The sequence below is a fragment of the Sphingobacterium spiritivorum ATCC 33861 genome, from assembly GCF_000143765.1.
Lineage (GTDB): Bacteria > Bacteroidota > Bacteroidia > Sphingobacteriales > Sphingobacteriaceae > Sphingobacterium > Sphingobacterium spiritivorum.
Genome location: NZ_GL379772.1, coordinates 105,828 through 132,071 on the forward strand (window position 1 = coordinate 105,828; position 26,244 = coordinate 132,071).

The 26,244-nt window shown below is 39.4% G+C and carries 27 protein-coding genes; 15 read left to right on the forward strand and 12 right to left on the reverse strand.

The window, feature by feature from the left end; genetic code table 11:
• Positions 1 to 6 precede the first annotated feature (6 nt).
• Positions 7 to 681 carry a hypothetical protein gene (locus tag HMPREF0766_RS14935; protein WP_002998876.1) on the reverse strand — a complete coding sequence of 225 codons (675 nt, stop codon included), beginning with the start codon at positions 679 to 681 and terminating at the stop codon, positions 7 to 9.
• Positions 682 to 892: 211 nt separating this feature from the next.
• Between HMPREF0766_RS14935 and HMPREF0766_RS14940 the strand changes: the two genes are divergently transcribed.
• Genes HMPREF0766_RS14940 through HMPREF0766_RS14955 form a run of 4 tightly spaced genes read left to right on the forward strand, consistent with a single transcriptional unit; the run spans position 893 to position 4,997 of the window.
• A complete protein-coding gene (locus HMPREF0766_RS14940; RefSeq protein WP_002998878.1) occupies positions 893 to 1,663 on the forward strand; it encodes an N-formylglutamate amidohydrolase in 771 nt (256 codons plus the stop codon).
• A 3-nt stretch (positions 1,664 to 1,666) separates the two neighbouring features.
• Positions 1,667 to 3,508 carry a peptidase MATCAP family protein gene (locus tag HMPREF0766_RS14945; RefSeq protein ID WP_002998880.1) on the forward strand — a complete coding sequence of 614 codons (1,842 nt, stop codon included), beginning with the start codon at positions 1,667 to 1,669 and terminating at the stop codon, positions 3,506 to 3,508.
• An 18-nt stretch (positions 3,509 to 3,526) separates the two neighbouring features.
• Positions 3,527 to 4,534 (forward strand): ATP-grasp domain-containing protein, encoded by a 1,008-nt coding sequence (locus tag HMPREF0766_RS14950; protein ID WP_002998883.1) that lies wholly within the window; start codon positions 3,527 to 3,529, stop codon positions 4,532 to 4,534.
• Between the two features lie 10 nt (positions 4,535 to 4,544).
• Positions 4,545 to 4,997: a DUF1572 family protein gene (locus tag HMPREF0766_RS14955; protein WP_002998887.1), complete on the forward strand. Its 453-nt coding sequence runs from the start codon at positions 4,545 to 4,547 to the stop codon at positions 4,995 to 4,997.
• Positions 4,998 to 5,059: 62 nt separating this feature from the next.
• Here the strand turns inward: HMPREF0766_RS14955 and HMPREF0766_RS14960 are convergent, their stop codons facing one another.
• Positions 5,060 to 5,389 carry a HopJ type III effector protein gene (locus tag HMPREF0766_RS14960; RefSeq protein WP_002998889.1) on the reverse strand — a complete coding sequence of 110 codons (330 nt, stop codon included), beginning with the start codon at positions 5,387 to 5,389 and terminating at the stop codon, positions 5,060 to 5,062.
• A gap of 520 nt (positions 5,390 to 5,909) precedes the next feature.
• Here HMPREF0766_RS14960 and HMPREF0766_RS14965 point away from each other — a divergent pair.
• From HMPREF0766_RS14965 to HMPREF0766_RS14980, 4 genes are all read left to right on the forward strand, one after another.
• Entirely contained in the window at positions 5,910 to 6,182 is a 273-nt protein-coding gene (locus tag HMPREF0766_RS14965; protein WP_002998892.1) for a helix-turn-helix domain-containing protein, read from the forward strand.
• 216 nt (positions 6,183 to 6,398) lie between these two features.
• Complete coding sequence (locus HMPREF0766_RS14970; protein WP_002998894.1) at positions 6,399 to 7,058, forward strand: FadR/GntR family transcriptional regulator; 660 nt, start codon at positions 6,399 to 6,401, stop codon at positions 7,056 to 7,058.
• Positions 7,058 to 7,891 carry a sulfite exporter TauE/SafE family protein gene (locus HMPREF0766_RS14975; RefSeq protein WP_002998896.1) on the forward strand — a complete coding sequence of 278 codons (834 nt, stop codon included), beginning with the start codon at positions 7,058 to 7,060 and terminating at the stop codon, positions 7,889 to 7,891. Before HMPREF0766_RS14970 ends, HMPREF0766_RS14975 begins: the two co-directional genes overlap by 1 nt.
• Before the next feature lie 4 nt (positions 7,892 to 7,895).
• Positions 7,896 to 8,297, forward strand: coding sequence for a DUF1634 domain-containing protein (locus HMPREF0766_RS14980; protein ID WP_037460604.1), 402 nt, complete (start codon positions 7,896 to 7,898; stop codon positions 8,295 to 8,297).
• Positions 8,298 to 8,472: 175 nt separating this feature from the next.
• Here the strand turns inward: HMPREF0766_RS14980 and HMPREF0766_RS14985 are convergent, their stop codons facing one another.
• From HMPREF0766_RS14985 to HMPREF0766_RS15015, 7 genes are all read right to left on the reverse strand, one after another.
• Positions 8,473 to 9,846: a TlpA family protein disulfide reductase gene (locus HMPREF0766_RS14985; RefSeq protein WP_002998903.1), complete on the reverse strand. Its 1,374-nt coding sequence runs from the start codon at positions 9,844 to 9,846 to the stop codon at positions 8,473 to 8,475.
• A 57-nt stretch (positions 9,847 to 9,903) separates the two neighbouring features.
• Positions 9,904 to 11,370: a PKD-like family lipoprotein gene (locus HMPREF0766_RS14990; RefSeq protein ID WP_002998906.1), complete on the reverse strand. Its 1,467-nt coding sequence runs from the start codon at positions 11,368 to 11,370 to the stop codon at positions 9,904 to 9,906.
• 19 nt (positions 11,371 to 11,389) lie between these two features.
• Complete coding sequence (locus HMPREF0766_RS14995; protein WP_002998909.1) at positions 11,390 to 12,091, reverse strand: DUF4843 domain-containing protein; 702 nt, start codon at positions 12,089 to 12,091, stop codon at positions 11,390 to 11,392.
• A gap of 15 nt (positions 12,092 to 12,106) precedes the next feature.
• The gene (locus tag HMPREF0766_RS15000) at positions 12,107 to 13,534 is read right to left on the reverse strand and encodes a RagB/SusD family nutrient uptake outer membrane protein (protein ID WP_002998911.1); all 1,428 of its coding nucleotides are present in this window, start codon (positions 13,532 to 13,534) and stop codon (positions 12,107 to 12,109) included.
• Positions 13,535 to 13,546: 12 nt separating this feature from the next.
• Complete coding sequence (locus HMPREF0766_RS15005; RefSeq protein ID WP_236590442.1) at positions 13,547 to 17,017, reverse strand: SusC/RagA family TonB-linked outer membrane protein; 3,471 nt, start codon at positions 17,015 to 17,017, stop codon at positions 13,547 to 13,549.
• Positions 17,018 to 17,167: 150 nt separating this feature from the next.
• The gene (locus tag HMPREF0766_RS15010; RefSeq protein WP_002998916.1) at positions 17,168 to 18,280 is read right to left on the reverse strand and encodes a FecR family protein; all 1,113 of its coding nucleotides are present in this window, start codon (positions 18,278 to 18,280) and stop codon (positions 17,168 to 17,170) included.
• 248 nt (positions 18,281 to 18,528) lie between these two features.
• Positions 18,529 to 19,065: a DUF6560 family protein gene (locus HMPREF0766_RS15015; protein WP_002998919.1), complete on the reverse strand. Its 537-nt coding sequence runs from the start codon at positions 19,063 to 19,065 to the stop codon at positions 18,529 to 18,531.
• 211 nt (positions 19,066 to 19,276) lie between these two features.
• On the opposite strand from HMPREF0766_RS15015, the gene HMPREF0766_RS15020 reads away from it, so the two are divergent.
• The 4 genes from HMPREF0766_RS15020 (at position 19,277) to msrA (ending at position 21,342) form a co-directional block, all read left to right on the forward strand.
• Entirely contained in the window at positions 19,277 to 19,846 is a 570-nt protein-coding gene (locus tag HMPREF0766_RS15020; protein ID WP_037460607.1) for a sigma-70 family RNA polymerase sigma factor, read from the forward strand.
• Positions 19,839 to 20,114, forward strand: a complete 276-nt coding sequence (locus tag HMPREF0766_RS15025; protein ID WP_002998924.1) for a hypothetical protein — start codon at positions 19,839 to 19,841, stop codon at positions 20,112 to 20,114. Before HMPREF0766_RS15020 ends, HMPREF0766_RS15025 begins: the two co-directional genes overlap by 8 nt.
• Positions 20,115 to 20,194: 80 nt before the next feature.
• On the forward strand, positions 20,195 to 20,662 hold the full coding sequence (locus HMPREF0766_RS15030) for a DUF417 family protein (RefSeq protein ID WP_236590441.1): 468 nt from the start codon (positions 20,195 to 20,197) through the stop codon (positions 20,660 to 20,662).
• A 29-nt stretch (positions 20,663 to 20,691) separates the two neighbouring features.
• Positions 20,692 to 21,342 carry a peptide-methionine (S)-S-oxide reductase MsrA gene (msrA, locus tag HMPREF0766_RS15035; protein WP_002998927.1) on the forward strand — a complete coding sequence of 217 codons (651 nt, stop codon included), beginning with the start codon at positions 20,692 to 20,694 and terminating at the stop codon, positions 21,340 to 21,342.
• A gap of 85 nt (positions 21,343 to 21,427) precedes the next feature.
• Here msrA and HMPREF0766_RS15040 read toward each other — a convergent pair whose 3' ends face one another.
• From HMPREF0766_RS15040 to HMPREF0766_RS15050, 3 genes are read right to left on the reverse strand one after another with little or no spacing between them, the layout of a single operon-like run.
• Positions 21,428 to 22,624 carry a sialidase family protein gene (locus HMPREF0766_RS15040; RefSeq protein WP_002998929.1) on the reverse strand — a complete coding sequence of 399 codons (1,197 nt, stop codon included), beginning with the start codon at positions 22,622 to 22,624 and terminating at the stop codon, positions 21,428 to 21,430.
• A 14-nt stretch (positions 22,625 to 22,638) separates the two neighbouring features.
• Entirely contained in the window at positions 22,639 to 24,060 is a 1,422-nt protein-coding gene (locus HMPREF0766_RS15045) for an arylsulfatase (protein ID WP_002998932.1), read from the reverse strand.
• Positions 24,061 to 24,093: 33 nt separating this feature from the next.
• Positions 24,094 to 24,993: a DUF4886 domain-containing protein gene (locus tag HMPREF0766_RS15050; protein WP_002998935.1), complete on the reverse strand. Its 900-nt coding sequence runs from the start codon at positions 24,991 to 24,993 to the stop codon at positions 24,094 to 24,096.
• 161 nt (positions 24,994 to 25,154) lie between these two features.
• On the opposite strand from HMPREF0766_RS15050, the gene rpsF reads away from it, so the two are divergent.
• Genes rpsF through rplI form a run of 3 tightly spaced genes read left to right on the forward strand, consistent with a single transcriptional unit; the run spans position 25,155 to position 26,242 of the window.
• Positions 25,155 to 25,523 (forward strand): 30S ribosomal protein S6, encoded by a 369-nt coding sequence (rpsF, locus tag HMPREF0766_RS15055; RefSeq protein ID WP_002998937.1) that lies wholly within the window; start codon positions 25,155 to 25,157, stop codon positions 25,521 to 25,523.
• Entirely contained in the window at positions 25,523 to 25,786 is a 264-nt protein-coding gene (gene rpsR, locus HMPREF0766_RS15060) for a 30S ribosomal protein S18 (protein ID WP_002998940.1), read from the forward strand. Before rpsF ends, rpsR begins: the two co-directional genes overlap by 1 nt.
• 12 nt (positions 25,787 to 25,798) lie before the next feature.
• On the forward strand, positions 25,799 to 26,242 hold the full coding sequence (gene rplI, locus HMPREF0766_RS15065; RefSeq protein ID WP_002998943.1) for a 50S ribosomal protein L9: 444 nt from the start codon (positions 25,799 to 25,801) through the stop codon (positions 26,240 to 26,242).
• Positions 26,243 to 26,244: the final 2 nt, after the last annotated feature.

Genomic DNA, 26,244 nt, shown 5'->3' on the forward strand with positions numbered 1-26,244 from the left:
GTGGTATTAATTCAATTGTATTCGGTTGGACAAGTCTATCTGTCCGTTGATCAGATTTACGATACCTGTCTTGAGCATCACAGCTTTTTTATTTGGAGATACTTTAGCGCTGGTATTTTCCTGATTTTTCACCGGATCTGTAAACCTGTAGATACTGGTATAATAGGCATCCTTAAATGCATTTTGATTTTCAGCATTCAGCTTTCCAAACTCCTTTTTTCCTTCCGGAGAGAACTTGTAATTACGCGTAAATGCCTTTTTATTAGAGTCGAAAGCATAGCTGGTATGCCCGGATACTTTAACCTTAAAATGATTGGAGAGTGTAGTTGTAAATGCATTCAAGGCTTTTACATCTGTAAAGTCACATTTAATAGAGGCAATAAAATTTGTAAAATCGACCTTTGAGCTGACATTGGAGATACCAGGAGTCTGTTTTAATAGTTTGACGATGGTATTGATCTCTGTCTGAATCTTGGATTTGGAAGGAATCTTTATACCATTGACCTGGTCAAGCATCATCAGTGAAGATGCTTTTGTCTTGCTTTTACTCAGATTTAGTGTTGCCTGAATACTTCCGGATCCATTGGACTTTAAATCAATTTCTTCTACGATATCCAGACAGCCCGTGAGCGAAAGAGATACGACAAAAAGTATAATACAACTTACAATTCTTCTTAACATAAAAATGTGTTTCCGTTAAAGATATAAAAATTTTAGTTTCGGGCTGCAAATCTACATTTGAAACAGCCACAAATGAATAACAAACATCGATCCAAGATCCTGCTTAAAGAGTATAAATAGCCATTTTCAGGGATAAGGAATCATCAACCTGCCAAACCATTTACTTTCCTGATTGTTAATATCAGGTACATCAAATTGAATAGATCTGCATATGGATATTGCTTATACATTGAAGAAAAAAGACGGGCCTGTATGGGCCTTTGCTGTACATGATGGCCATGAGGTGCATGAGGATCTGCAGCAATTATTACAACTCTCCTCTTCAGAACGTCTGCGTGAAGAAGACCCTTACACAGGCATGCTCACAGCTATCGATACCAGTCAGTTTATAGTAAGTACATCCCGCTTTCAGGTTGATCTAAATCGTCCTTTAGAAAATGCTATCTACCTGCATCCTGAACAAGCCTGGGGCTTACAGGTATGGAAGACACATCCTGAGTCAGAACAGATTCTTAAAATGCAGAAAGCCTATCACAGCATACTAAGCGAGATAGGTTTACTGATAGAAGAAACTATCCGGCAGTACGAATATTTCATTATTTATGACATCCATAGTTACAATAGTAAGCGGTCCGGTCCGGATGAAATCACTGACACACTGACAAATCCACAGATCAATGTCGGAACTATTCATAATGATCCTAAGTGGAGACCTCTTATCAACACGTTCATTTCGTACATAGAGACACAAAAGATTGACGGACAACAAATTGATATACGTGAAAATGTTAAATTCTCGGGTGGCAATCTGTCTAAATGGATCAATGAGCGCTACGGGGCATACGGATGTGTATTGTCTATAGAATTCAGGAAAGATTTTATGAACGAATGGACGGGTGAGCTGTATCCTGAGCGTCTGGAGGAACTCCGCCAGTTGTTAGAACGCTCTGTCGCATTAATGGTACCCGATCAAATCAGTTAATATATGGAACAGGCTAAATCAATACAGAAAGCTATTCAGGCGATCAAACAAAAGGAGCCTGTACACATTCAGTTTGCCGGAGAAGGCAAACTTGTTTTCAAACGGATCAATCCTTTTCTGCTGGTATACCGAATACCTGAATCCGGAAAAGATCAGATGATATCGGCTCTGGCCAAATCTGAGGTTTCGTTTTTAATTGGTAAAGAAAAGGACATCAATTTTCAGAGCATAGTTCAGCCTGTGGTGCGTCAGCTTATAGAAGAATTCGGGGCCTGCCTGCTCATAGAAATATGGAGAGAAGAGGATCTGGAACAGGATATTGCCATTCATCTGTCTCAAAAAACCGCTCTTAATATTGCTGAAAAACTTCGTAAAAGCTTGCAGGGTAGCGATGATCCATATATCCATCTCAGCATAGATCTTCAAAAGGAAACGAAATTCCCAAAACCTGCAGGTACAGAACCGCTTATCGATCCGCAGGCTCCGGAATTCAAACAATTGCTGGGACTTGGTCTGAGTATTAAACCTAGATATATAGACCAGCATACAGGCAAACCTTATCCTTTGATTCTGCGAAGCTACCGGGATACGTTTTCCAGAAGTATACGAAAGAGTTTTCTCGAATTTATACGCATGCACACTTCGATGAAAGTTTCACAGTTTAAGATGCTGGGAACTACGGAGCTGCAACCTCTGGTATGGGAGATCGATCGCGCTTTAGCACAGGAAAGTCAGCGGTTTGATTTCTTATTACTTGTCAGTCCTATCAATTCACATGAAGCCTGGTTACAATTCAGAAAAGATAAATTTATGAAAACACCCCGGTTTCAGTATCGTCCTATGCCGATTGATCCCGAACTGGTAAAGCGAAATCTGTATAATCTGCGTATAGAAGATCTGGATGATCCGACGATTGCTTATCTGTTTCGTGATAAACGAAAAGAACTGGATGCGATGATGACTATGCTCATGGATAGAGGCAATACCGGATTCTTACATGGCAGTCTGCAAATATTCGGCAACGTAGATGATAAATTGCTGGAAACGGCAAAGGCCATTCTGGTCGTTTACGGAGGAGTCAACAAATCCGCAAACACAAGTACCGAAATGCTGAATGCACAGGAATTTGCAAAACTGGCAAGGGAAGAACTTCGCTTTTTGCAGCATCAACTTCCCACTTTGGAAAGCGGGGTCAGGGTACGGGAGGATATCTCTGGTATCATGGTCAATCGGGGAATACTTAATATCAGCACCCACTACCGTATAGAAAAATCACGCGCTCTGGCTCTTCTGCAACATGAAGTGGGGACGCATATCGTCACCTATTTCAACGGAAAATCTCAACCCTTCAAATTATTCAGTCTGGGTGTACCCGGTTATGAGCAGCTGCAGGAAGGGATGGCCGTCTTTTCCGAATTTATGGTCGGCGGACTGACTCCCGAAAGACTTCGTATTCTGGCTGCACGGGTGGTAGCCGTACATCATATGCTTGCCGGAAATACTTTTGTTGATACGTTCTTTCTGCTTGTCGAGGATTATGAGTTTGATGAGGAAACAGCTTTTCACATGACGAGCCGGGTATACCGCGGTGGCGGCCTTACAAAGGATGCCCTCTATCTCAAAGGATTATTGGGTATTATCGAATATATCCGTCAGGGACGGAATCTGTCTGCACTGACTGTAGGTAAAATAAGGGAAGATTACATCCCTATTGTAGAAGAACTGACACAGCGTGGCCTGCTCCTCGCCCCTGTTCTCAAGCCCCGTTATCTTTCAGAGCCCTATCTTCACAATATCAGTACTATCACACAGGGCGGGAATATTTTCAATCTTTCAAAGTTCTAAAACACATCTATCTATTATATGAAAATCGCATTTGTTATTAATCAAACACACAAAGAAGAGGCAAGCTTCACGACCACCTTGCTGGCATTACGGGCTCTGCAGCGCGGGCATGATATCTGCTATATCGGGTTGGCGGATTTTGTTTATCTGGAAGAAGAAAGGGTCGCTGCTCATGCCAGATCCGTAGCTCCATCACCGGATATCAAAGACACTAAACAACTTTTGGATATCCTGCGTTCTACCGCCAAACTACGGATCGAGATGGACCATATTGATGTCATGTGGCTGAGATTTGATCCGGTACTGGATATGATCGGCAGACCGTGGGCCGCTACTATGGGACTTCAGTTTGCACAGCTTGCACAGAAACAGAATGTCCTGGTCATCAACGACCCTCACGCATTGATTGGCGCAGAAAACAAATTGTATCTGGAAAACTTCCCGGAGGAAGTACGCCCCAAAACGATGGTAACCAGAAGCTATGAAGACGTATTGCAGTTTTTTGAGGAGCAGGATCAGCATATTATTCTCAAACCTCTGAAAGGTTCCGGCGGAAAGAATGTATTTATGGTGAATAAGAATGAGGTCAAAAATCTGAAACAGATTGTTGAAGTAATCTGCAGGGACGGATATCTCATTGCACAGGAATATCTGCCGGAAGCTCAGAAAGGAGATATCCGTTTTTTCCTGCTGGATGGTGAACCTGTAGTTGTTAACGGTAAATATGCAAGTGTCAATCGTGTACAGCAGGCCGGAGAAATACGAAGCAACATTCATCAGGGAGCTAAAGCACAGGTTGCGCATATCACTCCAGAGATACTGACACTGGTCGGAAAAGTAGCTGAAAAATTAAAACATGACGGTATGTACTTTGTCGGACTGGATATCGTTGGTAATAAGATCATGGAGATAAATGTATTCAGTCCCGGTGCATTGCCTCAGGCTTCGGCTCTTAATGAAGAAGATTACACAACTGTAATTATTGAAAATCTGGAGAAAAAGGTATCTTTAAATAAAAAAGATTAATATATTCCATATGCTTATAGATACCTTGCAGAAACTATTTGAGCGGGATCTTCAAAAATTAAGAATAGAGATTCTCCTGTATAAACATGAAGAAAACCTTTGGATCGCTGAAAAAGGAATTGCAAACTCTGCCGGAAACTTATGTCTCCACCTTATCGGAAATTTAAATACATACATAGGGGATGAAATAGGTAAAACCGGATATATACGTCATCGGGAACTGGAATTCTCTCTGCGGGATATTCCAAGAGCTGAACTCATACGTCATCTGGATGATACAATAACGACAGTTCGCGATTCGCTGAATACATTATCTGAATCGGATCTCTATAAGGAGTATCCGATATTGGTATTTGATCAAAAGGCATCGGTAATGTATTTTTTAGTACACCTTACCACTCATCTGGCTTATCATCTCGGACAGATCAACTATCACCGAAGGTTACTGGATGGTTGGGATTAATAAAACAACAACAAAGGGTAATAATTATATAATCATTACCCTTTGTTATTTAACAGGTAATCTTATTTCAATTTCAGGGCCTGTCCTTCAAAATGGATACCGTGCCAGCCATTAATCATAAACTGCCGGATGTTCTGATGATCGGTACCTTCCGGTGTTTGTAGAACAGCGGTGTAATGTTCTGCAAACAATGCCAATGTCTGATCCTTAGTAAGCTCCTGATCCAGAGCAAATGCAAATACTTTTGCACTTCCCTGGTTTTCCGTTGCAGCATTATGTTGCAGTCCGTTTTGAAAAGCTGAAGGTGTATAATCATAGTGAACAGCAATATAAGCCAGTACATCTGCAAATGTTGCTTGTCTGGCAGACAATTGGGTAAATAACTCTTCCATATAATGATTTATTTTATTTAATAAGGTACGAATGTACGTCCGGAGACATTCAAATTTACTATTTTAAAGGAATGTGAAGTGAGCTGCGAACAGAAAATCTAAATATTCAGATGTAATGTGATCATTCTGTCAGAGAATATTTAAATTTATCGAAGCGCTTGCGCTGTAATTTACGACTACTTTATTATAGAAGTGGAATCGGATCAGAGTCGCGGGGGGAATTACAGCGCGCGCATTCGACAATTATGAAAAAGAATAAAAAAATCTTCAATAAACCTTTTTATAAAGAACTTGCAAACCCTGCGGCTTAAAAGAAACAAAACAGGATCAGGAATTACTTTTATTTAAAAAATTTACACTCATGTTTTCATTCAATATACGTTATTTTTTCAATAACGAAAAGAAAACGTTAAAAAAATTATTTTTACTATATCAACATTATTAACAATAGTAAAGATAATTTTTTATTATTCCAAATTTGGAATAATAAAATTCACATATATGTACTCTTTTTATATACATGGCAGAACAGTATATTGATAGAGAAACATTAAGAGTTATTCGTCATAATCTCTGGAAGATTGCTAAAGCGAAAGAAATCACACTTGAAGATATAGAAGACCGTACCGGATTCAGTTACAGTCAGGTTTACCGAATAATGAGAGGTGACAATAATATGTCTGTAAGTGGTCTTGTGGCTATTTGTCGTGCATTAGAAATTCAGCCAGCCCAGATTTTTGATTTCAAATTGCACATACCTTCTCACCTTCCTACACGCAAAAACAGAAAATAGTACTGCATACTCGTCCAAACAAACACAAGCCATAGAATTTGTATGTTGAAATAATACAATTATATAGCCTGATTATTATACAATAAACACCGATTTCCTGATATACTTTACAGAGTTTACTTTTTGTACTTTGTAACAATTTTCTCTATTTTTCTGGAAAACATATGATGTTTAAATTAAACATCATATGTTTGCATTGTTTTTTACTGTAAAATCATGATAAAACAAAAAGAAAGACTATCAGATCAGGTTTATAAGCGAATCAAATCAGATATACAGCAGGGTTTATATCTTGCCGGACATAAGATTCCAAGTGAAAGTGAACTGATGGATATTTATAAAGTAGGGCGTTCCACCGTGCGGGAGGCGATTAATTCATTAGCCAGCTCTGGTATACTGGTGGTCAAACGAGGTGACGGAACTTACATCAGACGATTATCAGAAGAATCTGCTATCGATGAACATCTACGGACGGCCAATTTTGAAGAAGTAAATGATGCCCGCAGACTATTAGAAACAGAACTCGTACGCAGAGCCTGTACTTATGCTACTACACCGCAGCTTGATGAAATAGCACATTACCTGCAACTTCGGAAAGAGGCTATTCTCATAGAAGATAAATCTGCCTGCATCCATGCAGATATCCAGTTTCATCTCCGGATCGCATCTGCAGCTAATCATCATGTATTCTATATTTTGTACCAGAATTTCACACATCTAATTTCTAATTTCTTTCAGGAACGTGAACCTCGCGGGATCAGCTACTTTGCGATGAGTCATCATCTGCACACACAGTTGTTTGAGGCTATCAAAGCTAAGGACGAGCAACAAGCTCTTCATGTATTGGCTCATATCCTGACTAATAATCATTCATAATGACAATCCTTATCTTTTCACTTATTCTGCTTTTGGGAGCTTACTTTGCCGGTCTTTTGGGATCACTGACCGGATTAGGAGGTGGCGTTATTGTTATCCCCCTGCTTACACTCTATTTTCATGTTGATATCCGGTATGCTATTGGTGCAGCTTTACTCGCCTCTATTGCTACATCATCCGGTGCAGCTACAGCATATGTAAAGGAGGGTATCACAAACATCCGTCTCGGAATGTTTCTGGAAATCGCTACGACGCTGGGAGCTGTCATCGGAGCACTTGTAGCGATCTATACCCCTACAAATACTATTGCAGTTATATTTGGTGTCGTTTTAATTTTTTCAGCGGCTATGACTTTAAGAAAGAAAAACGAGAGCGCACTTACAGAAGGAAGTAAACTGGCTGAAAAGCTCAAGCTCAACAATGATTACCCTGTTAATGGCAAAAGTGTATCTTACAAGCTGACGAATGTAGCCGGAGGTTTTTCTATTATGACACTTGCGGGCGTGATATCCGGACTGTTGGGTATTGGTTCGGGCGCATTGAAAGTCCTGGCTATGGACGGAGCTATGCGTATACCTTTTAAAGTGAGTACGACAACCAGCAATTTTATGATAGGTGTAACTGCAGCAGCCTCGGCCGTAGTATATCTGCAAAGAGGATATATGGATCCGGGAATCGCTTTTCCGGTAATACTGGGCGTACTCGCAGGAGCTTTTACCGGCTCAAAATTACTGACCAGAATCAATCCAAAAATACTACGTATCATCTTTGCCATAGCTATTACACTGGTCGCTATCGAGATGATCTACAATGGGCTTAATCATCAATTCTAATCATATGAAAAAATTATTTTCCAAAGACTACTGGGCGGATCAGGATATTGAGATACTGGTAGGTCAGATATTAAGAATCGGTGTTATCTCTGCCTCAATAGTAGTGATCATAGGAGGTATTGTTTACCTTATTGCTCACGGGCAGCAACTGGTACCGGACTATCAGCACTTTGTTGGTGAAGGGGAAGTCAATACCACAATAAGCGGTATTCTGGAAGGTGTAGCCAAATTTCAGGCGCCACAGATCATTCAATTTGGTGTGGTTATCCTTATCGCTACCCCTATACTACGGATTATTTGCTCGCTTTTTGGCTTTGTTCTGGAAAGAGACCGTTTGTATATTATTATTACCTGTATTGTACTGGCTATTATCACCTTTAGTATACTGGGAGGAGTCAAAGGATAGGTACATAATACAACCTCTTCTTAATATATGTAAAGAACTGTTATTATAATTCATTCTCTCCTTTTTAAGGAGAGATGCCCGAAGGGCAGAGAGGTTAGTAATTTAAGTGCAGAACCTCTCCCTAACCCTCTCCTTAGAAAGGAGAGGGAATCGGGTAACAAAAGTTTTTTATTTATTATTTAGCTGCTTCTGAAAATAAAAGTTCTTTTAATTGAGGGTCTGAAGGACGCGGAGCATCTACAGTTACAATTTTCCCATTCTTATCGAAGACCAGAAAACGAGGAATAGCGTTTATTTTATAGTAATCAGAAAAATTATCTTTTGATCCGGCAAATAGCTGTATCCCACCTAAACTTTCATTTTTAATCATTGCTAACCATTTCTCTTTGTCTTCATTGTCATCTACTGAAATGCTCACTATCTGGATAGGTTTGCCCTTAATATCTGTTTCAAGTTGTTTTAAATAAGGAAATTCTGCTCTGCAGGGTCCGCACCAGGTAGCCCAGACATCCACCAAAACTACATTACCACTCAAACCGGCAAATGAAACTTCATTACCATCTTTATCAGGATAGCTAAAAGCCAACGCGTCAGATCCCTTCTCGTAGCTTAGTAAAGGTACAATCAAGCTGATATTTTTTTCTTTCTGTGTTTTAGTAAGCAGGTATTTTCCAAATCTATCAGTAACAGCTTTATAACTCTTATAATCGTCGATTTGAGTTAAATATTCCAACACAAGATCCCCTTTTAACGTATCATTTGGCACATACTCTATTGCTTTACCTAATCCTTGTCCTCCAACTTTATCCTGTTCCATATTCATCCAGACTAAAGAAGAGAGAACCTGCATACCATAAGGATAGTTGTACATTGCTTGTGTATATACAGCCAATTCTTTTGTTTTTAATGTTGCATAAAAAGCACTGTATTCTTCTATCTTAGGATGTACTGTGCGCGGACTTCCAATAAAAGACACAGCATAGTTGATCAGATCCATTTGCATAATGGTTTTGATTTCCTTATCAAATTTGGGATTTCCAGACACTTTTCCATTAAAAAAAGTTTTAGATTTCGCAACTATGGCTTCCTGCTGTGGAAAATAGTCTACATATGTGCTATGAATTTTCATAAAACAGATCGCCTTATAGAAGAGGGGATATGTAAGATCTGTCCATTGTTTCATAATCCTGTTTTCTTTCGAATTTAGATTACCGTTAAGCAGGTAGGTCGTATCCGTCAACGTAACATCAAGCTGGTCTCCACTTTTTAAATAAAACTTGTAGTTACCCATTTGTTGGTTTTCATCTCCGGTACCTAATACATATATACCTTCGTAATCCGGAAAAAACAAAAAGCCGAACTTTCCGTTTTTTGCAACTGTTGTATTTGCAATTTCTACAATACGGCCTTCGCTGACTTTATACAACCGGACATTTTCTGCTTTTAATTTTAGTTCCCCTTTAATTTGTACGGGATCGGCTATTTGTTGTCCAAAGAGACACACGGACAACAAGACCAAAACGGCTGCAGTTAAGATTTTTTTTATCATTTTTCTTATTCTTAGAATTTAGCAAACAAAAAAGCACGCCAGATTCCTGCTCAGAAATCATTTCCTGTTTTTATATTCAAGGTATTTAATTTTCTTAAAGCCAGTATATTCCTTTGCATATGTATCACCTTCAAAATCGCCTGTATTGCTAATATCAAATTTGTATAATTTACCTTCACCGCTCCGATAAGTAGCTGCTACTAACTGTTTATTATCGTCAGGATAATCAACTACCATACTTGTTGATTGCTTCAGTTTAATGGCTGTTATCTCCGTACCTGTGGGAAAGGTATAAGCTAGCCTTGATTTTTGAGCAAATATATCCAACAGGTAAATTTTGTTGTTCACGGCATAATACATATGGGGATACATCCCAGAAAAAGCGAAATGCCTGGCATTCTGTAGTTCAGGTGCGTCTTCAACTTCATATTGTTCCACTGCGATAACATCAGCAAAAACGCTGGCATCTATTGTATATACAAAGAACTTATTTTCGTTATTATTCTTCATCAGACAGTTATAATAACTGCCAAAGCCTGAACCTCCTCCTCCAAAAACCATTTCTTTACCAACATTTCCCGGATCAAAGGCAGAACCCGGTGGATTAGAAAGGGAAGATATGGAAGCGTATGAGTGAGCCAAAAAGCGTTGATTTTTCGTATCATACAACAGGGCATAGTCGCCAAATGTGAATGGAAAAACAAAGGGTGATATTTTCCAGTCTCCCCTTATTGGGGCTCCAAATTTATAAATCGGGTCATCACCACTCATTAGACTTAACGAATATAGCTCACTATTATTTATAATAAACGCTACTGCCCCTAGCTTGCCATAACTGTAATTTTGAACATTAACAACAGATGGCATAGAGAAAAACCAGTCTTTCATTTCGCCTAATTTTTTAAACCCTGCATAATTTATTTCAATTGCATTATTATCAGCCAGTACATATATATATTGTGCATTGCCACGTCCTGAATTTACCACCCTTATGGTATGAGTGTTATCAGGTAAACTCTTACCGCTATTAGCAGTTTGGTAAAGATTATGAAACACTTCATCACTGGCATTAATCATAGAAATTTCCTGTTTTCCGTCCGGCATATCCTCCAATATCATCCAGCCTTCACTCAGTCTGGTGCTAACCGCTATTTTGTATTCTTTGAAAAACATCACTCCGGTTTGTGTATCCTTGACAGTGTAAAGTATGATATAATTACCCGGCAAAAGTTCTATTGTCGCATCAAGATTTTTTGTATTACCTAGAGGATAAGAAGTTTTGGGATTGGATTCTGCATATGCAAGCCAGGAATAGACAAGTTTACTCTCCTCTACAGCCATAGTTTGCTCCAGACTGGGTGTCAGTTTCAGATTATCATATTGAAAGACAGGAATAGTTCCTGTTACCTCATCTTTGATAGTTATCTGATTGATGGGTACCAGATCATAATTGCCTTTATCTTTGGAACAGCCTGCAATTATAAGGTAGCATATTCCTAAAATAGTACTGATATATTTTTTCATTTCTGTTTGATTAAAATGATTACGGAAATACTACAGGTTCATTATTTTCATCCATTAACGGACCATTATTTTGGGATTCATATTCCAGCAATTTATTCTTACAAGTCTGGGCTACATAAATCATTTCGCTTTCATTAAACTCATTAAAGCTGATGTATCCTGTAGTTTCTATGATAAAATAATATTTGGTATTACTATACTTCCCGAGGTAATAATCTGTCCATGTGGCAGGTTTGGAAAGGTGGTTATTAATCTTAATAAGATAGGTAAGTTGGTTGACTATACCTGGATCAAAATCTTCTGAAGCTGTTATTTTGATCCATAGCCTGCTTTCCTTTTCCTTAAGGGAAGTAGCTTTTTTTACCAATACGGGTATATGCCCGTCAAATTTGTCCGCCTTAATTACTGCCGGTAATAACTGGTAGCTATCTTTATCAGCCGCAGAGGTATTCATTAATTCATAATTTACTTTTCGCTCATAATTTACTGCATCGCCCATAATTCTGATCGGAACAAAAATAGTATCTGTTTGTATATAATCAGGTCTGGCAGCAAAAGAGTAAGTGATGCTATCATTTGTATAGAAGCTCTGCACCCAGTATTGACTGGTCTTGTAGATATATACCATTGGTTTTTGATCAAAGGATATCAATTTATCCTTTTGGCAGGCTATACTTATTAAACAAAGTAAGCCAATAACCAGATATGTATGTCTTTTCATATATTTTATTGATCTTTATTCGGTAACATATTCTATTTCATCATCAGGTACTGGCAGTACGTATATTTTGCTGGTAACCTCAGGCCCGTAACCGTCTATCTTTAATTTATTTTTACGTTTATAATAGTAAAACAACTGCCCTTCCTGATAGAATTCTTTTTTATACTCTTTAAAGAGCTCATTTTCAACAGCATCACCTGTTAAGGTTTTTGATAATACATGTAAACCCCTATTTGTCCTCACCTCATTCAGCAAGTCTATTTTTTCATCTTTATCGTTGCTTGTCTCAGCACAGATATAGTACATTTCAGAAAGCCTGATCAAAGGAACCCTCTTTATTGTAGTAATGTTAGCATTACTGCCAATATCATCAAACCTGTACTTTACAGGAAATTTTATAGCTGTCGGGCCATCTGTTTTCCATAAATTCAGGTACCGGTAATCTGTACTGCCTCCGGATCCGGTTTCAAAACGACTGTTGATAAAATCGGTTGTATTAGTGAGTATGTCACTGGCATCAACTGTTGCTCTGAATAATTCATCGTTAATGTCTCTTAGATTGGCTACGTAAACCGCAAACAAATGTTCGGTGCTGAAAATTCTGTCAGGAGCAGAATTACTGTTGCTAATAGCAGACGAGTTTATAAACGGGAATAGTTTTGCATCGATCACCTCTTTAGCCTTTTGGTATGCTAATACTTTATCTCCCCTGTACAAATATATTCTTGCCATTAGCCCGGTTACTGCCCAGTAGTTCATATGATTACGGGTAAAAGCTCTATACACGTCACTATGTCCATAGTACACATTTTTGTCGGCAGCCAATAGTTTGCCTGCTGCATTAAGGTCATTGATGCATTCATCTGTTACTTGTCTCAAACTGAGCGACGGCTTGATATTCATATCAAACTCTCTTCGGTATGGAATAGCTTCTGCATCCATATTACCAACAGGTACAGGACCAAAGGCTCTCAGCAAATCAAAGTGTAAAAATGCTCGTAATGCCAGCGCCTCTCCTTTGATGATCTGATAGTTGACTCCGCTAAAAACATTCTGTTTTTGATCAATTTGTTTTAATAAGTTATTAAGATTGGCAATAGCTTTATAGGAGGAGCTCCAGATAGCATCAATTTTAGGTCTTGTCATTAGATTTAGGTAATTGTAGTTTCCGGCCTCATAATAAATATGTGTATTGAGGTCAACATCATAATTTTGGGCAAGGACTTCCATAAGCCCCATTGTCGCCTCTTGTCCGTAGAGATTACGAGAGGCCATTTGGGTATATACACCCGTCATAGCATCTTTGAATCCTTGTTCATTTTCAAACAGGACAATTTCACTTACCTCAGTTTTAGGCCTTATATCGAGCCATTTTGTACATGCGGTACCATACAGGCTGCAGGCAAGCAGGAAAAAGAACAAATATTTATTTTTTAGTTTCATAGCTTTAGCTCGTTAAAGTGAAGTACTGATATTAAATGTAAAGTTTCGGGCAAAAGGGTAATCTAATCCACGTTCGGCCTTTATAGTTGAAAATCTGAACAAGGTATTTGACTGAAAGCTTATACGTGTGTTTTTCAATCCCCATTTTGCAGTGGTTTTATTTGGAAACAGGTAGCCCAATGAAAGACTTTCCAACTGGAGAAAATTGTCTTTTTGTAAAAACCTTGAAGTGACATTGGTTGGTGTGGTAACAGTCTCTCCGTTAAGATCAACCACGCCTTTGAAAAAAGTTTTGTCACCCGGCTTTTGCCATCTTCCAAGCAATACCCGTTCATCAACGTTGCGAGACATATTTGCATTCTCTACCCGATCTGCCAATGTCTGGTTGTACAATTGTCCTTTCCATTGATAACTGAAGTATAGCCCCAATTGTATGCCTTTGTAGTTAACATTCGTACCCATATTACCTCTCAGCCTGGGCAGAGCATCCCCCACAATCACTTTATCGGATGCGCTCCAATCATAGGTGATATCACCATTTCTCTTAATAAATATTTCCCTGCCATTGCTGGGATCTATACCTGCTGAACGTACCGCCCAAATGGCATTCACCGATTGTCCTTCTTCAAATCGGAGTTGGGGTCGGAGTTGTTTCAACTTATTGTCAGGATCGCGGGCAGCATCATTTTCCCGATTCATCCTTTTCAAAGAATTGGAGATTTCTAATATTTTATTTTGGTTGTGAATACCGTTTATAAATACACTCCAGGTGGTAGATTTTTCCATATTTCTCAGAATAAACACATTGATGTTCCCTTCAATACCCCTATTCTGAAGCCTTCCGACATTTTCCTTATAACTGCTTACACCCAAGGACGGAGGTGTATTAATGTCTAATAACATATCGTTGGTAGTTTCCAGATAAGCATCCAGACGTATTCCGATTCTATCATTTAATAATGAAATGTCAGCACCCAGGTTTCTTTTTAAGGTTTGCTGCCATCGCAAAGATTCGTTTCCATAGCCCATTAATGATGCGCCTAACATCCCCAAATAGTCCTGCGCCGTATTGTACTGATAAGTACTTATTCCCATAAAAGGCGGAAACTGCTGATTTCCGGTAGTGCCTATTCCCACCCTTATCTTGAATCGATTGATAGTTTTCTTACTCAGCTCTGACATAAAATTCTCTTCATGCAGATTCCAGCCCACACCTGCAGCCCAAAATGGCGCATAACGGTTTCGGGCTCCGAATTGTGTAGACCCGTCGACATTGAAAGAAAAATCAGCAAGATAGCGTCTGTTATAAGTGTAGTTGAAGCTGGTAAATGCTGAAACTCGCCTGCTGATATTATTTTTACCGATGGGACGACTGTCTTTTTGATAACCGTTTCCTAAAAATACTTCGTCCAGTCTTGTGTTTGGAAAACCTGTGACAGTAAGGCCGTAACTCTGGCTATTTTGCTGAGCAGCCGATACACCCAATGTACCAAAAACAAGATGCTTATTAATACTTCGGCTATAATCAGCAAAGAGACCTGCATCATAGGCTAAAAAACTGCCACTTGTTTTGCTATATCTTCCCCGGTTAAAATATTCCGGATCATTATAATCTGTAATTTTGACAAATTCTGTATGATCTGCGGGCAGAAAGAGATCAGATTGATCTTTTTGACTGATAATTCCGAGTTTTCCGGTTAATCTAAAACCATTGTCAAGCCGTAGCTCCAGCATCGTATTATTATTAAAACCTATATACTTAGCATAGTTGGCTGTACCTAAGGTGGCATTATACATGGGGTTAGAAACCACATCCTCATAAGCTAAATAACTAGGGTTTGAAATAACTTCCAATATTTTTCTGATTCGCCCCTCTTCATCATATGGCGACCAATACTGATTAAGGGATGAATAGTCCGAGAAACTTCCCCAGGGCGATTCGTCAGCACGATTGGCACTTATATTTAACTGGTTTCTGACCAGCAGGCTTTTCTTTCGGTAGGATAACATCATTCCACCATCGTAGTTTTTCCTTAACGATCCTTTCATTACACCACGATTTGCCGTATATCCAAAATTCACACCATACCTTATAAATTCATCTCCACCCTCTACATACAGAGACTGTTTATTACCAATGCCTACCTGCAAAGGTTGGGATAACCAATAGGTATCAACTCCTCTGACTACATCTGCTCTTCTCTTAGAATATAACCTGTCATAATAGAGTTGGCTTGGAGGATACTGTTTTGCATCCTTATACATTCCTGCAGCCACTTCCAGATCAAGTTTGTCTGCTGCATTTAACAGTTTATAGGATGTAAGATCAGGCCCTGTTATTTGCAGAGTCGAAGTATAACTGAGCTGTAATTTACCTTCCTTAGGCCGAATAGTCTCCACCACTACGACACCATTTGAAGCTCTGGAGCCATACGCTGAAGTCCCTACCGCATCTTTCAGAATAGTAATACTGGCTACACGATTGATATCAAGATCATATATTTTTTGTAAACTGACCTCAAAGCCATCCAATATAAAGAGTGGCATACTGGGATTAGATACATAAGCGGACATAAAATCGGCTCCTGAGGTAGGAATTTTTCCAGAACCTCCCTGTGCGGGAAAGTTATTAGTACCTCGTAAACTGATTTGCGGAAGTATGTTAGGATTACTTCCCATCTGTATATTATCAGGCATACGAATAGCAGGATCAAACACCTTCAGTGCCTGCAAAACATTCATCGCATTTACTTCTCTTAGTTCCTTACCGCTAACTGTAGTTGCCGCTCCGGTAAAATTTTCAACAGGTCTCGAAAACAATCCCGTAACGACTACATCCTCCAGTTCATTTTTGCCGGGTTTCAATATGACTACAATAACATTTTCATTACCCGGTTTTACTTTATATACTTCGTATGCTATGTGTGTGAAGATCAGCTCTTCATTCCTATCCGAAATTTTAATACTATATTTTCCGAAAGAATCGGTAATGGCAGTAACTTTATTGTTGGCTTGCCTGATTGTTACACCGGAAACAGGTTTATTTTTTTCATCTGTGACCCAACCTGTAATTATTATTTGTGTTGACTGATGAACTATCATTGCTTTTGAGACAACTGGTTTTTCTTTTATAATGATACTGTTATCATCAATTTCATAATCAAGAGGCTGTCTGTCAAAACATACGTCTAAAGTTTCCCTTAAAGAAGCTTTGCTTACGTTTACAGTTACATTTTTAGCTTGTTTCATCAGCTCAGTACTGTACACGAAATCATATCCGCTTTGTTTACCTATTTCTTTAAATATCTGCTGTAAGGGTACGTTTGTTTTATTCAGACTGATTCTCTGCGCAAGAGAGGCTGTGCTAATTTGCACAAAAAATGTAGTGAGTATAAAAATAGTCAGATGAATGCGCATCAGACATCTTGTCTTCAAGATTTGCTGAATCCGACTCGAAACCAAATGGTTCAGGTGAAATTTCATACATTTAAATTTAAATCCCCTATTTTTGGAAACAGGGACTGGTTAATAGTTAGTGTGATTGAGGTTTAGTATACGTATCAATAGTAAAGCAATATGTATCCCGGGCAGGATATTCTTTTGTTTACTTTTGATTGCCTTTTTTGTAAGTGTTTATATCACGATCACCCTCCTTCCTTTTATCTGAAAATCAACTTTGCCTGTCGACTTTAACAGATGTAAAGTTTTTATCAGGGGTCTGTTGACAGATATTTTGCCGTCAAAAGTTGCCTTATTTGTCTTATTGACATAGACAACTTCTATATCATACCATCGTGCTATTTTGCGCATAATGCCATAGATATCTTCATCTGCAAAACTAAATTCTCCGTTTTTCCATGCCACCGATTCTTCCACATCTACATTTGCAATCTGTAGTGTATTGCCGCTATAACAAGCCCCCTGACCAGGTCTCAGCAATACATCTTCTATGGAAGGATTTTCCGTATGTATTTTGACAGCACCTTCCAGCAGCGTAGTACGGGTATATTCATCATCCTGATAACTGCTTACATTGAAGTGTGTCCCCAGCACTTCTATATGTTGTTTTTCAGTTTTGACAATAAAAGGATGTTCTTTATCTTTTGCAATCTCAAAATAAGCCTCTCCTTTGAGCTTGACTACCCGTTTCTTTAACCCGGAGAAAGAACCGGGAAAACTTATAGAGGATGCCGCATTAAGAAACACATGCGAACCATCAGCTAGACGCACCTGCCATTGCCCTCCCCTGGGGGTCGAAATGGTATTCTCAGCTATACCTTTTGATTCATGAGCATCCGCAACCGTAAAGACGACTTCTCCGTCTGCTGTTTTGGTTACTTTAATACCAGATTTTCTGACAAGATCACCCTGTTGTGCATCTTCCAGACTAATCTGTTCACCACCTGATAAGGTTAGCGTGGCTTTATTCCCGACTGACTGTACAATAGTACGATGGTCTTCCTGAATGGATACTTGCTGTCCTGAATAATAATAAAGCAGACCTGCACTTAAGAAAAGTATTAAGGATGCTGCAACGGCTATCCGTTTCCGGCTTATGATCCTACTGTTTAATGATCTGTCTGTGAGTTGCATATCCATAAGGGAGATCCAATCGCTGTACGACAGACTATCCGGCTGTGCTGCATTATGAAGGATATACCATGAATACAGAAGATTCAATTCTTCCTCCGAACATCTGTTGTTGCGATATTTTTCCAATAGCGCTTTTGCTTCCTGATTTTTCATTCAAAAGGTTATATACTCTGGTTTTAGTATATGACGGCAATCCCTGGGGTGAAGGGCTAGTGTGTTTGAAAAAAAAATAAAAAATATAATTTCACATTTATAACAACTCAGTAAAACAGCTGATTGATAACGCTTTAAATAAATGAAAAAAAATTAATATGTGTAGATTACAAAAGTTTGTTGGGGGGCGGAAAGAAGCAATTGCTATTAAAAAACAGATAAATTATATCCTCTGATCTGCATAACCCTCAGGTCAATATTCTTATTTTTACTTTTTGCGCTATATGGGGTTTCTGTCTGTAAAACTCCTGATAAAAATCATCAATACCTCCCAGATCGTGATGAATAATGATATGTTCCTTACGACTGCTGTATAGTCTGATACTTCCTGTATAACCATTGTATACGGCATGTCTGATATCCTTCCAGTAAAAGACTTTTGCTTTTCCCCGGGTGTTATAACAGGTGATATGGTCTTCATTATAAAGCACTGTATGCACATAATACAATTTTAGATTATAGACTCCCAATACGCCAAATAATAGAAAGATAGAAATTGCCAGTACTGCAGCTACGGCATCTATCTTTGGATAATCATATATCACGCCCCCTACGATACCAGCACAAATCATCAGACAGCAATACCCAAAGTACATATAAGCAGCATGCATACGCATCTGCAGCCTGTTGTCAGCGGTTCGCCCGGCCTGAGCAGAAGTGTTGATGCAACGGAAAATGAAATAACAGAGCAGCCCTGCTATTGCTATAGTCACAATGCTTTTCATAGGTTAGCATTTTAGGATTAATAAATTGGAATGCACAAACTTGAGGGTTTATAATCCGAATACAAGATAAGCAATATTATCAAAGCATTTAATAGGGTAAACTAAATATTTTACGACAAACGAGTCATGGAAATTGAAAGTAATAATGATATATCCGGACAATTTGATACTTTTGGATGCTGATATTTGCAATCAATTATTAAAAATACCTATGAGTTCTTCCCAAAAAGATGTTGAACTATGGATCGAAAACTATTCCGGATCGCTATTGAGACAGGCTTATTTTTTATTGGCCAACAAAGAGGACGCGGAAGATCTGGTACAGGATGTTTTTATGACCGCCTTTCTGATGAAAGATCGCTATCAGGGAAAGAGCAGCCCGTTGACATGGCTTAAAGGCATTTTAAACCACAAAGCTGCTGATCTTTACAGACGCAAATACAGAGGTAATGAAACGGTCAGCATGGATTACTTTTTTGATGAGAACGGGGGGTGGCGTGATCTGGATGTACAGAATCACTGGGATATCATCACAGACACATCGGCCTCTCTTCTGGATAATGAGAAATTCAACAAATCCCTTCAGGAATGCCTGCAGGCACTTCCGCAAAAATGGGGATTTCTGATCAGACAATGTTACATTCAACAAAAAAAAGCAGAAGAAATCTGTCAGGAAGTAAATATTTCAACGACTAATTACTGGAAGATCCTGCAACGAAGCCGCATGCAGCTACGAAAATGTCTCGATATCAAATGGTTTAACAACACAAATAATGCTTGACAAGATCATACATACCATCATTCTCTCCTGCAGTCAGGCAACACTGTTAGTAGAAAAGAGATTTCATATGGATATTCCGATATGGAAGAAGATACAGCTCAGCATACATCTGAAAGCCTGCAGTTCCTGTAACAGCTATTCAAAGAAAGCCGGCTTTATTGAGCATGCAATTACACATTATATCGAACAGCATGAAGGGGATGCAAAAAAATATTTTACTGACAACAAGGACTTTATAGAAAAAGTTAAACAAAACATAAAAAAATAACTTCTTTCTGTGTCAGGATTTTGATCAGGCAGCGACTATATAACTATAAAACGAATAGTTAATATCAATTGATCATAGACATGGAATCTTTAATTTCGACATCCCGCACCGGAACAACAGTCATGTACAAAACCGGATATTTTATTTCAATGGCAGGAAGTTTTCTTATACTGTTTTGGATAGGAGTTTATAAATTTACTGCCGTAGAGGCCGAGGCGATCAGACCGCTGATGGAACAACATCCCTTACTTTCCTGGATGTACAGTATCTTTACTATACAACAAGTATCCAACATCATAGGTATTACGGAAGTGTTACTGGCACTTGTATTGGTACTGAGTATAAAATGGATCAAATTGAGAAAAATAGCATCTGTAGGTATGATTATCACATTTGTGCTTACCCTGAGCTTCCTTTTCACCACTTCGGGAATGTGGAAATTCAGAGAAGGTATTCCGACAACAGACTTTTTTATCCTTAAAGATCTGCTGTTGCTTGGATTTGGCCTTATGCTTCCTTATCTGCCATCCCCTGTCCGTACGAACTAAAAAATCTGTTAACATCAAATTGCAACACCATGAAATACAGCATCATCACTTTAATAATCTTCACGCTGAGTGTCGGACTTGTCAGAAGCAAAAACACGAATTCAGATCCATTGACTGAGGGAGGTAATACGCAGGAAATTTATTTTGCAGGAGGATGTTTCTGGGGAACGGAGCATTTTTTCAAACAAATCAACGGTGTGAAAAGCACTGAGGTAGGATATGCAAACGGAAAGACTAAAAATCCGACCTATGATATCGTCTCCCATACCAAGAGCGGATATGCCGAAACTGTAAAAGTGCGCTATGATCCGGAAAAGGTAGCTCTCAAAACACTGATAGAACTTTATTTTAAAACGATAGATCCGACCAGTCTGAATCGTCAGGGTAATGATATCGGAGAACAATACAGGACAGGTATATATTACAAAGACGAAAAGGATCTTTCTGTAATCAAAACATGTATAGCTGCACTATCCAAAAATTATTTAAAGCCGCTGGCCATAGAAGTAAAACCATTGACTAATTTTTACAAAGCGGAAGACTATCATCAGGATTATCTGGACAAAAATCCACAAGGTTATTGCCATATTGACCCTGCACTGTTCGAAATGGCGAGAAAAGCCAATCAGGATACCACAAAAAATAAAGGTAAGGATTCGAAAAAGACCAGCACACACTAAATAATAAGAAGAAGCCTGACCTGGAATTGAAAACTCCCGTTATGTCTGACAACCATAACGGGAGTCTTTTTTTATTTTGTATTTCTTAATGCCACTTCACGGGCAGAAATACAATATTCTTATAATTATCTTTTTCATAAAGCACACCTATCTTCTTAGCATCCAGCTGTACCAAATCAGAATATGCAGCATAATCTCCCTTATATCCTGCAGGAGCTGTTGCAATCCGCTTATTATAAAACCAGGTTTTTCCATCATCCTTGCTCATACGCAGTGTCAGGCTGTCTCTTTGTGTCTTACTGGCTGCATTACTGAAGGCCAGGAGCTGTTTTTTTCCACTCACAGATAATATACTTCCCTGATTGACAGGGTCCGGAAGATGCTTATCAAAGTAAGTAGTATCCCAAGTTGTTCCTCCGTCAGTACTGACGCTTATTAACCTGTTACGCACCTGACCTTGCTGATTTCGGCTATTCATCAGCAACCGGTCCCCGCTGATCTGTGCAGCAATGGATTCATTACCACCTTCAGCCTGTACAGTAGCTCCCAGATGAAATGTCTTGCCGTGATCATCTGTATAGTAACCATGTGCCTGATAATCTTTAAAAGCTGCCCGAGGATTACCTGCAGAATGATTGGCAGATACAAAGATGCGTCCTTTATATTTGCCGGACTCAAACTGCATAGCATGTCCAGGAGTGTTGGCATAGCTTCTCCAGTCTTCTTTAAAGGTATAGGCCGGGTGGAATGCCGGTGCATTTGGACGGTGTACCTGAGTCGTTATATTAACTGCAGCAGACCAGGTTTCTCCCTGATCTGTCGACGTGACGTACCAGACTTCCCGCACACCATTGCCTTTACGGATTTCCCCCTCGTGATTGTTTCCTGTATTGTAAAACAAAAAAATACGTCCTTTCGGGTATTGCGGATCTGTCATGTCCAGTACCGGAGCAGGGTTGCCTGCCTGTAAGTTTCCAAAGTCCACTACTTTTTGGAGAGCAGACCACGTCCGTCCCTGATCCTTACTCCTTTTCATGACAATATCGATATCCCCATAATCTCCGGCATGAGCCACTCTTCCTTCACCGAAAGCTAAGATATCACCATTGGCAGCCTTTATAATAGCCGGAATACGATAGCTTTCATATCCGTCCTTTCCGGATGCAAATACGATCTTCTCCTCTCCTTCTTTTGTCATCTTATCCGTTGCACTTTCCGGTACAAAGGAAATATTCATCAGAATCCCACCTGAAAGCAACGCAATTAATAAATTTCTTTTCATAGGTTCTATACGGTCTAAAACGCAAAATAAGGATTAGCTGTGTGTGCCTGATTCATAATTCCTTCCAACTGCTTTACCCGTTCAGGATTTTCTGCGGCGACATTCTTTTTTTCGGCAGGATCTTTCTTTAGATTATATAGTTCTGTAACGGTCTTTTGCTTATTCTTTACCTGTAGTTTGACAGCTTTCCAGTCTCCTGCGCGCACAGCCTGGCGGCCACCGTCTTCGTGAAATTCCCAGTACAAATAAGGGTGCTGCTGTTGCTCTTTTGTTTTGCCCAGCAGTGCAGGCACTAAAGATACGCCATCCGTATAACGGGCTTTTCCGGCTCCTGTAATATCTAAAAGAGTAGGCATCACATCCCAGAAAGCTCCGGCAAATTCACTTGTACTGTTGGGTTTTACTTTATGAGGCCATTTAACAATAAAAGGAGTACGGATACCTCCTTCATAGAGATCCCGCTTGTATCCTCTCAGACCTCCCGAACTGTTAAAGAAAACGGGATCTGCACCTCCTTCACGATGTGCTCCGTTATCGCTGGAAAATATAACGATGGTATTCTCTGTAAGTCCGAGATCATCCAGCTTTTTCAATACCTGCCCTACATAAGCATCCATCCGGCTGACCATACTGGCAAATGTTGCTCTTGGCTTTTCAACAGAAGCATATCCTGTAACGGTAGCTCCGGGGCCATAATCATTGCCTTTATGGGGAGTTTCCTGAAACCGGGAAGCATATTTCTGATAATGTTCATCGTCAATGCCGGATAATTCGGCATGCGGCAGTACGGTAGGGATAAACAGAAAAAATGGTTCATCCTTATGCACATCTATAAACCGGAGCGTCTGTTCCTGAATTAATGCAGGCGCATATTGTACCTTATTTTTAAGGTCATTTCCGTGCAATTCCACACGCTGATCATTGTGCCACAAATGGGTAGGAAAATAACGGTGGGATTGTCTTTGACAATTGTATCCGTAAAATTCATCAAAACCCTTTTGATCCGGTGCTCCTGTTGTGCCGACCATACCCAGCCCCCACTTGCCAAAGGCTCCTGTAGCATATCCGGCCTTCTGAAGCAACTGCACAAAAGTCTGTACGGAATCAGCCAGAGGCTGCTGTCCTTCCGGTTCAATTTCCCTGTTGCCACGGATATAGGTATGACCAGTGTGCTGGCCTGTCATTAACGAAGATCGGGAGGGCGCACATACGGATGCACCGGCATAGAATTGTTCAAATTTCATTCCTTCCGCAGCCAGACGATCAATATTGGGCGTCTGTATCTGCTTCTGTCCATACGCACCGAGATCCCCGTAGCCAAGGTCGTCAGCCAGAATAAACACAATATTAGGCTTTCTCTCCTGTGCCTGTAGTCCGATCGTGCTCAAACATAAGAAGGCAGCAGTAAGCAGCCTGATTTTTTGAAGGTGTATCATTACTTATAGGTTGGTTTTTGATTAATACACAGATTACCTTGCCATTTCCATTATCTGAAATGCCTTAAGCGGCGTTACTGTAAAAGGATGTAAAACAGCTTCGTGTGCCGCTTTCTTTGCTATTTCAGCCTGAATATCCGTCACTTTTAGCGGTTTGTAAACATTCGTTGTGACATCCTGCTGAAAAAGAGTTTCAAACCAGGTACAGGCTGCCGTAAAACGTCCGTAGTCCAGATTAAGGTGGTAACCGTCTCTTGTATAATGATCTCCTATAAAACTTGTCCGCGCATTCTGCACAGCAGTGCCTGCAGAAACTAATAAGTCAAAGGGAACCAGTTTGAATGCTTGCTGAGAAGTGCGTACAATAGCTTCATACATCTTTAACTGACTCCGGTCGTAGTTTGCAAAACCGTCATGCCTGGAATCCTGCTGATATGCCCATGTCTGGTGCAGAATATACTTTGTAGAAGGATACCGTACATGTGCTTTTACATAGGCAAACAGAGCCGGAAGATCGGTCTGATATGTTTCATATTTACCCGAAAGCGGACTGGCCTGCTGAAAACTGACATAATCCCAGGGTTCATCAACCAGTGCTTCCGATATACGGACATCAGGAGTAACGGTTTTATTCCCGTCGGAGGTTATTTTGCGATAGCTGTAAGCAGCCTTATCTTCATTCACATTGCGTACATGCAGAGACAAAGGCGCTCCTCCGATATACAGATTGCCGATGACCATGGTTTTGCCACTGGCCTTTGCAAGCTCATAAAGATAATTTTCGATTGCATCTTCTGAAAAACTATTACCGATAGCTAATATTCGTAACACATCATCATCCAGCGGATCTTTTTGTGCCTGAACTGAAGAGGGAACGGCGCTGATAAAAAAGACTAGAAAAAGGCTTATAAAGTAATTTTGTATTGTTTTCATAGGAAGTAAAGTTATTAAATATTTGCATCAGGGAATACTTTGTACCTTGATTTTGACAATAGGTCACTTATTCTAAATTTCTCTTTTATAAATAAAAGTAATTTTATACCTTTGCACTTCCGTAAGTGCGGAGATTTTAAATTAACAAAATATTTAACAAAATGCAACAGTACGAATCTGTAATCATTCTTACCCCGTTGCTTTCTGATGATGTTGCGAAAGAAGTAATCGCGAAATTCAAAAACATCTTAACAGAAGGCGGAGCCGAGATTGTCGCTGAAGACAATTGGGGTTTGAAAAAATTAGCGTATCCTATCCAGAAAAAAACAACTGGATTTTATCACTTAACTGAATTCAAGGCTCCAGGTGAATTAATCAAAAAAATTGAGATTGAATTGAGACGTGATGAGCGCGTAATGCGTTTCTTAACGATTGCATTAGACAAACACGCTATTGCATACAGTGAGAAAAAACGTAGCGGAGCATTCAACAAGAAAGCAGAAACTAAAACTGAGGAGGTAGCAAACTAATGGCAAACGAAAACATCCAATACGTAACTGCTCCTAAAGTAGAGGACAACCGTAAAAAATATTGCCGTTTCAAAAAGAACGGTATCAAATACATTGACTACAAAGACGCAAACTTCCTTTTGAAATTTGTGAATGACCAAGGTAAAATTTTACCTCGTCGTCTTACTGGTACTTCATTGAAATTCCAACGTAAAGTTGCTCAGGCCGTTAAACGTGCCCGTCACATCGGTTTATTACCTTACGTTACTGACTCATTAAAATAAGGAGAATACGACATGGAAATTATCTTAAAACATGATATCAAACACCTTGGCGAAAAAGACGATGTTGTCGTAGTAAAGCCGGGTTACGGTCGTAACTACTTAATTCCTCAGGGTTTCGCTGTATTGGCTACATCTTCTGCAAAGAAAGTATTAGCTGAAAACATCAAACAAGCGCAATTCAAACAAGAGAAAATTAAAAAAGATGCGACAGAATTAGCGACTAAATTAGAAGCTATCAAGTTAACAATCGGTGCTAAAGCTGGTGAATCAGGAAAAATCTTCGGTAAAGTAAACAGCATTCAGATTGCTGATGCTTTGAAAGCGCAAGGTTTTGACGTAGATCGTCGCCGCATCACTTTCGAAACTGAACCAAAATTAGTTGGTGAATACATCGCTAACTTGAACCTTCACAAAGAAGTTAAAGTTCAGGTTCCTTTCGAAGTAGTAGCTGAATAATA

What these genes read in the sequence shown, in the direction of transcription:
- HMPREF0766_RS14935 (WP_002998876.1), bottom strand. Translation starts at nt 681, where the DNA reads ATGTTAAGAAGAATTGTAAGTTGTATTATACTTTTTGTCGTATCTCTT.
- HMPREF0766_RS14940 (WP_002998878.1), top strand. Translation starts at nt 893, where the DNA reads ATGGATATTGCTTATACATTGAAGAAAAAAGACGGGCCTGTATGGGCC.
- HMPREF0766_RS14945 (WP_002998880.1), top strand. Translation starts at nt 1,667, where the DNA reads ATGGAACAGGCTAAATCAATACAGAAAGCTATTCAGGCGATCAAACAA.
- HMPREF0766_RS14950 (WP_002998883.1), top strand. Translation starts at nt 3,527, where the DNA reads ATGAAAATCGCATTTGTTATTAATCAAACACACAAAGAAGAGGCAAGC.
- HMPREF0766_RS14955 (WP_002998887.1), top strand. Translation starts at nt 4,545, where the DNA reads ATGCTTATAGATACCTTGCAGAAACTATTTGAGCGGGATCTTCAAAAA.
- HMPREF0766_RS14960 (WP_002998889.1), bottom strand. Translation starts at nt 5,389, where the DNA reads ATGGAAGAGTTATTTACCCAATTGTCTGCCAGACAAGCAACATTTGCA.
- HMPREF0766_RS14965 (WP_002998892.1), top strand. Translation starts at nt 5,910, where the DNA reads ATGGCAGAACAGTATATTGATAGAGAAACATTAAGAGTTATTCGTCAT.
- HMPREF0766_RS14970 (WP_002998894.1), top strand. Translation starts at nt 6,399, where the DNA reads ATGATAAAACAAAAAGAAAGACTATCAGATCAGGTTTATAAGCGAATC.
- HMPREF0766_RS14975 (WP_002998896.1), top strand. Translation starts at nt 7,058, where the DNA reads ATGACAATCCTTATCTTTTCACTTATTCTGCTTTTGGGAGCTTACTTT.
- HMPREF0766_RS14980 (WP_037460604.1), top strand. Translation starts at nt 7,896, where the DNA reads ATGAAAAAATTATTTTCCAAAGACTACTGGGCGGATCAGGATATTGAG.
- HMPREF0766_RS14985 (WP_002998903.1), bottom strand. Translation starts at nt 9,846, where the DNA reads ATGATAAAAAAAATCTTAACTGCAGCCGTTTTGGTCTTGTTGTCCGTG.
- HMPREF0766_RS14990 (WP_002998906.1), bottom strand. Translation starts at nt 11,370, where the DNA reads ATGAAAAAATATATCAGTACTATTTTAGGAATATGCTACCTTATAATT.
- HMPREF0766_RS14995 (WP_002998909.1), bottom strand. Translation starts at nt 12,091, where the DNA reads ATGAAAAGACATACATATCTGGTTATTGGCTTACTTTGTTTAATAAGT.
- HMPREF0766_RS15000 (WP_002998911.1), bottom strand. Translation starts at nt 13,534, where the DNA reads ATGAAACTAAAAAATAAATATTTGTTCTTTTTCCTGCTTGCCTGCAGC.
- HMPREF0766_RS15005 (WP_236590442.1), bottom strand. Translation starts at nt 17,017, where the DNA reads ATGAAATTTCACCTGAACCATTTGGTTTCGAGTCGGATTCAGCAAATC.
- HMPREF0766_RS15010 (WP_002998916.1), bottom strand. Translation starts at nt 18,280, where the DNA reads ATGAAAAATCAGGAAGCAAAAGCGCTATTGGAAAAATATCGCAACAAC.
- HMPREF0766_RS15015 (WP_002998919.1), bottom strand. Translation starts at nt 19,065, where the DNA reads ATGAAAAGCATTGTGACTATAGCAATAGCAGGGCTGCTCTGTTATTTC.
- HMPREF0766_RS15020 (WP_037460607.1), top strand. Translation starts at nt 19,277, where the DNA reads ATGAGTTCTTCCCAAAAAGATGTTGAACTATGGATCGAAAACTATTCC.
- HMPREF0766_RS15025 (WP_002998924.1), top strand. Translation starts at nt 19,839, where the DNA reads ATGCTTGACAAGATCATACATACCATCATTCTCTCCTGCAGTCAGGCA.
- HMPREF0766_RS15030 (WP_236590441.1), top strand. Translation starts at nt 20,195, where the DNA reads ATGGAATCTTTAATTTCGACATCCCGCACCGGAACAACAGTCATGTAC.
- msrA (WP_002998927.1), top strand. Translation starts at nt 20,692, where the DNA reads ATGAAATACAGCATCATCACTTTAATAATCTTCACGCTGAGTGTCGGA.
- HMPREF0766_RS15040 (WP_002998929.1), bottom strand. Translation starts at nt 22,624, where the DNA reads ATGAAAAGAAATTTATTAATTGCGTTGCTTTCAGGTGGGATTCTGATG.
- HMPREF0766_RS15045 (WP_002998932.1), bottom strand. Translation starts at nt 24,060, where the DNA reads ATGATACACCTTCAAAAAATCAGGCTGCTTACTGCTGCCTTCTTATGT.
- HMPREF0766_RS15050 (WP_002998935.1), bottom strand. Translation starts at nt 24,993, where the DNA reads ATGAAAACAATACAAAATTACTTTATAAGCCTTTTTCTAGTCTTTTTT.
- rpsF (WP_002998937.1), top strand. Translation starts at nt 25,155, where the DNA reads ATGCAACAGTACGAATCTGTAATCATTCTTACCCCGTTGCTTTCTGAT.
- rpsR (WP_002998940.1), top strand. Translation starts at nt 25,523, where the DNA reads ATGGCAAACGAAAACATCCAATACGTAACTGCTCCTAAAGTAGAGGAC.
- rplI (WP_002998943.1), top strand. Translation starts at nt 25,799, where the DNA reads ATGGAAATTATCTTAAAACATGATATCAAACACCTTGGCGAAAAAGAC.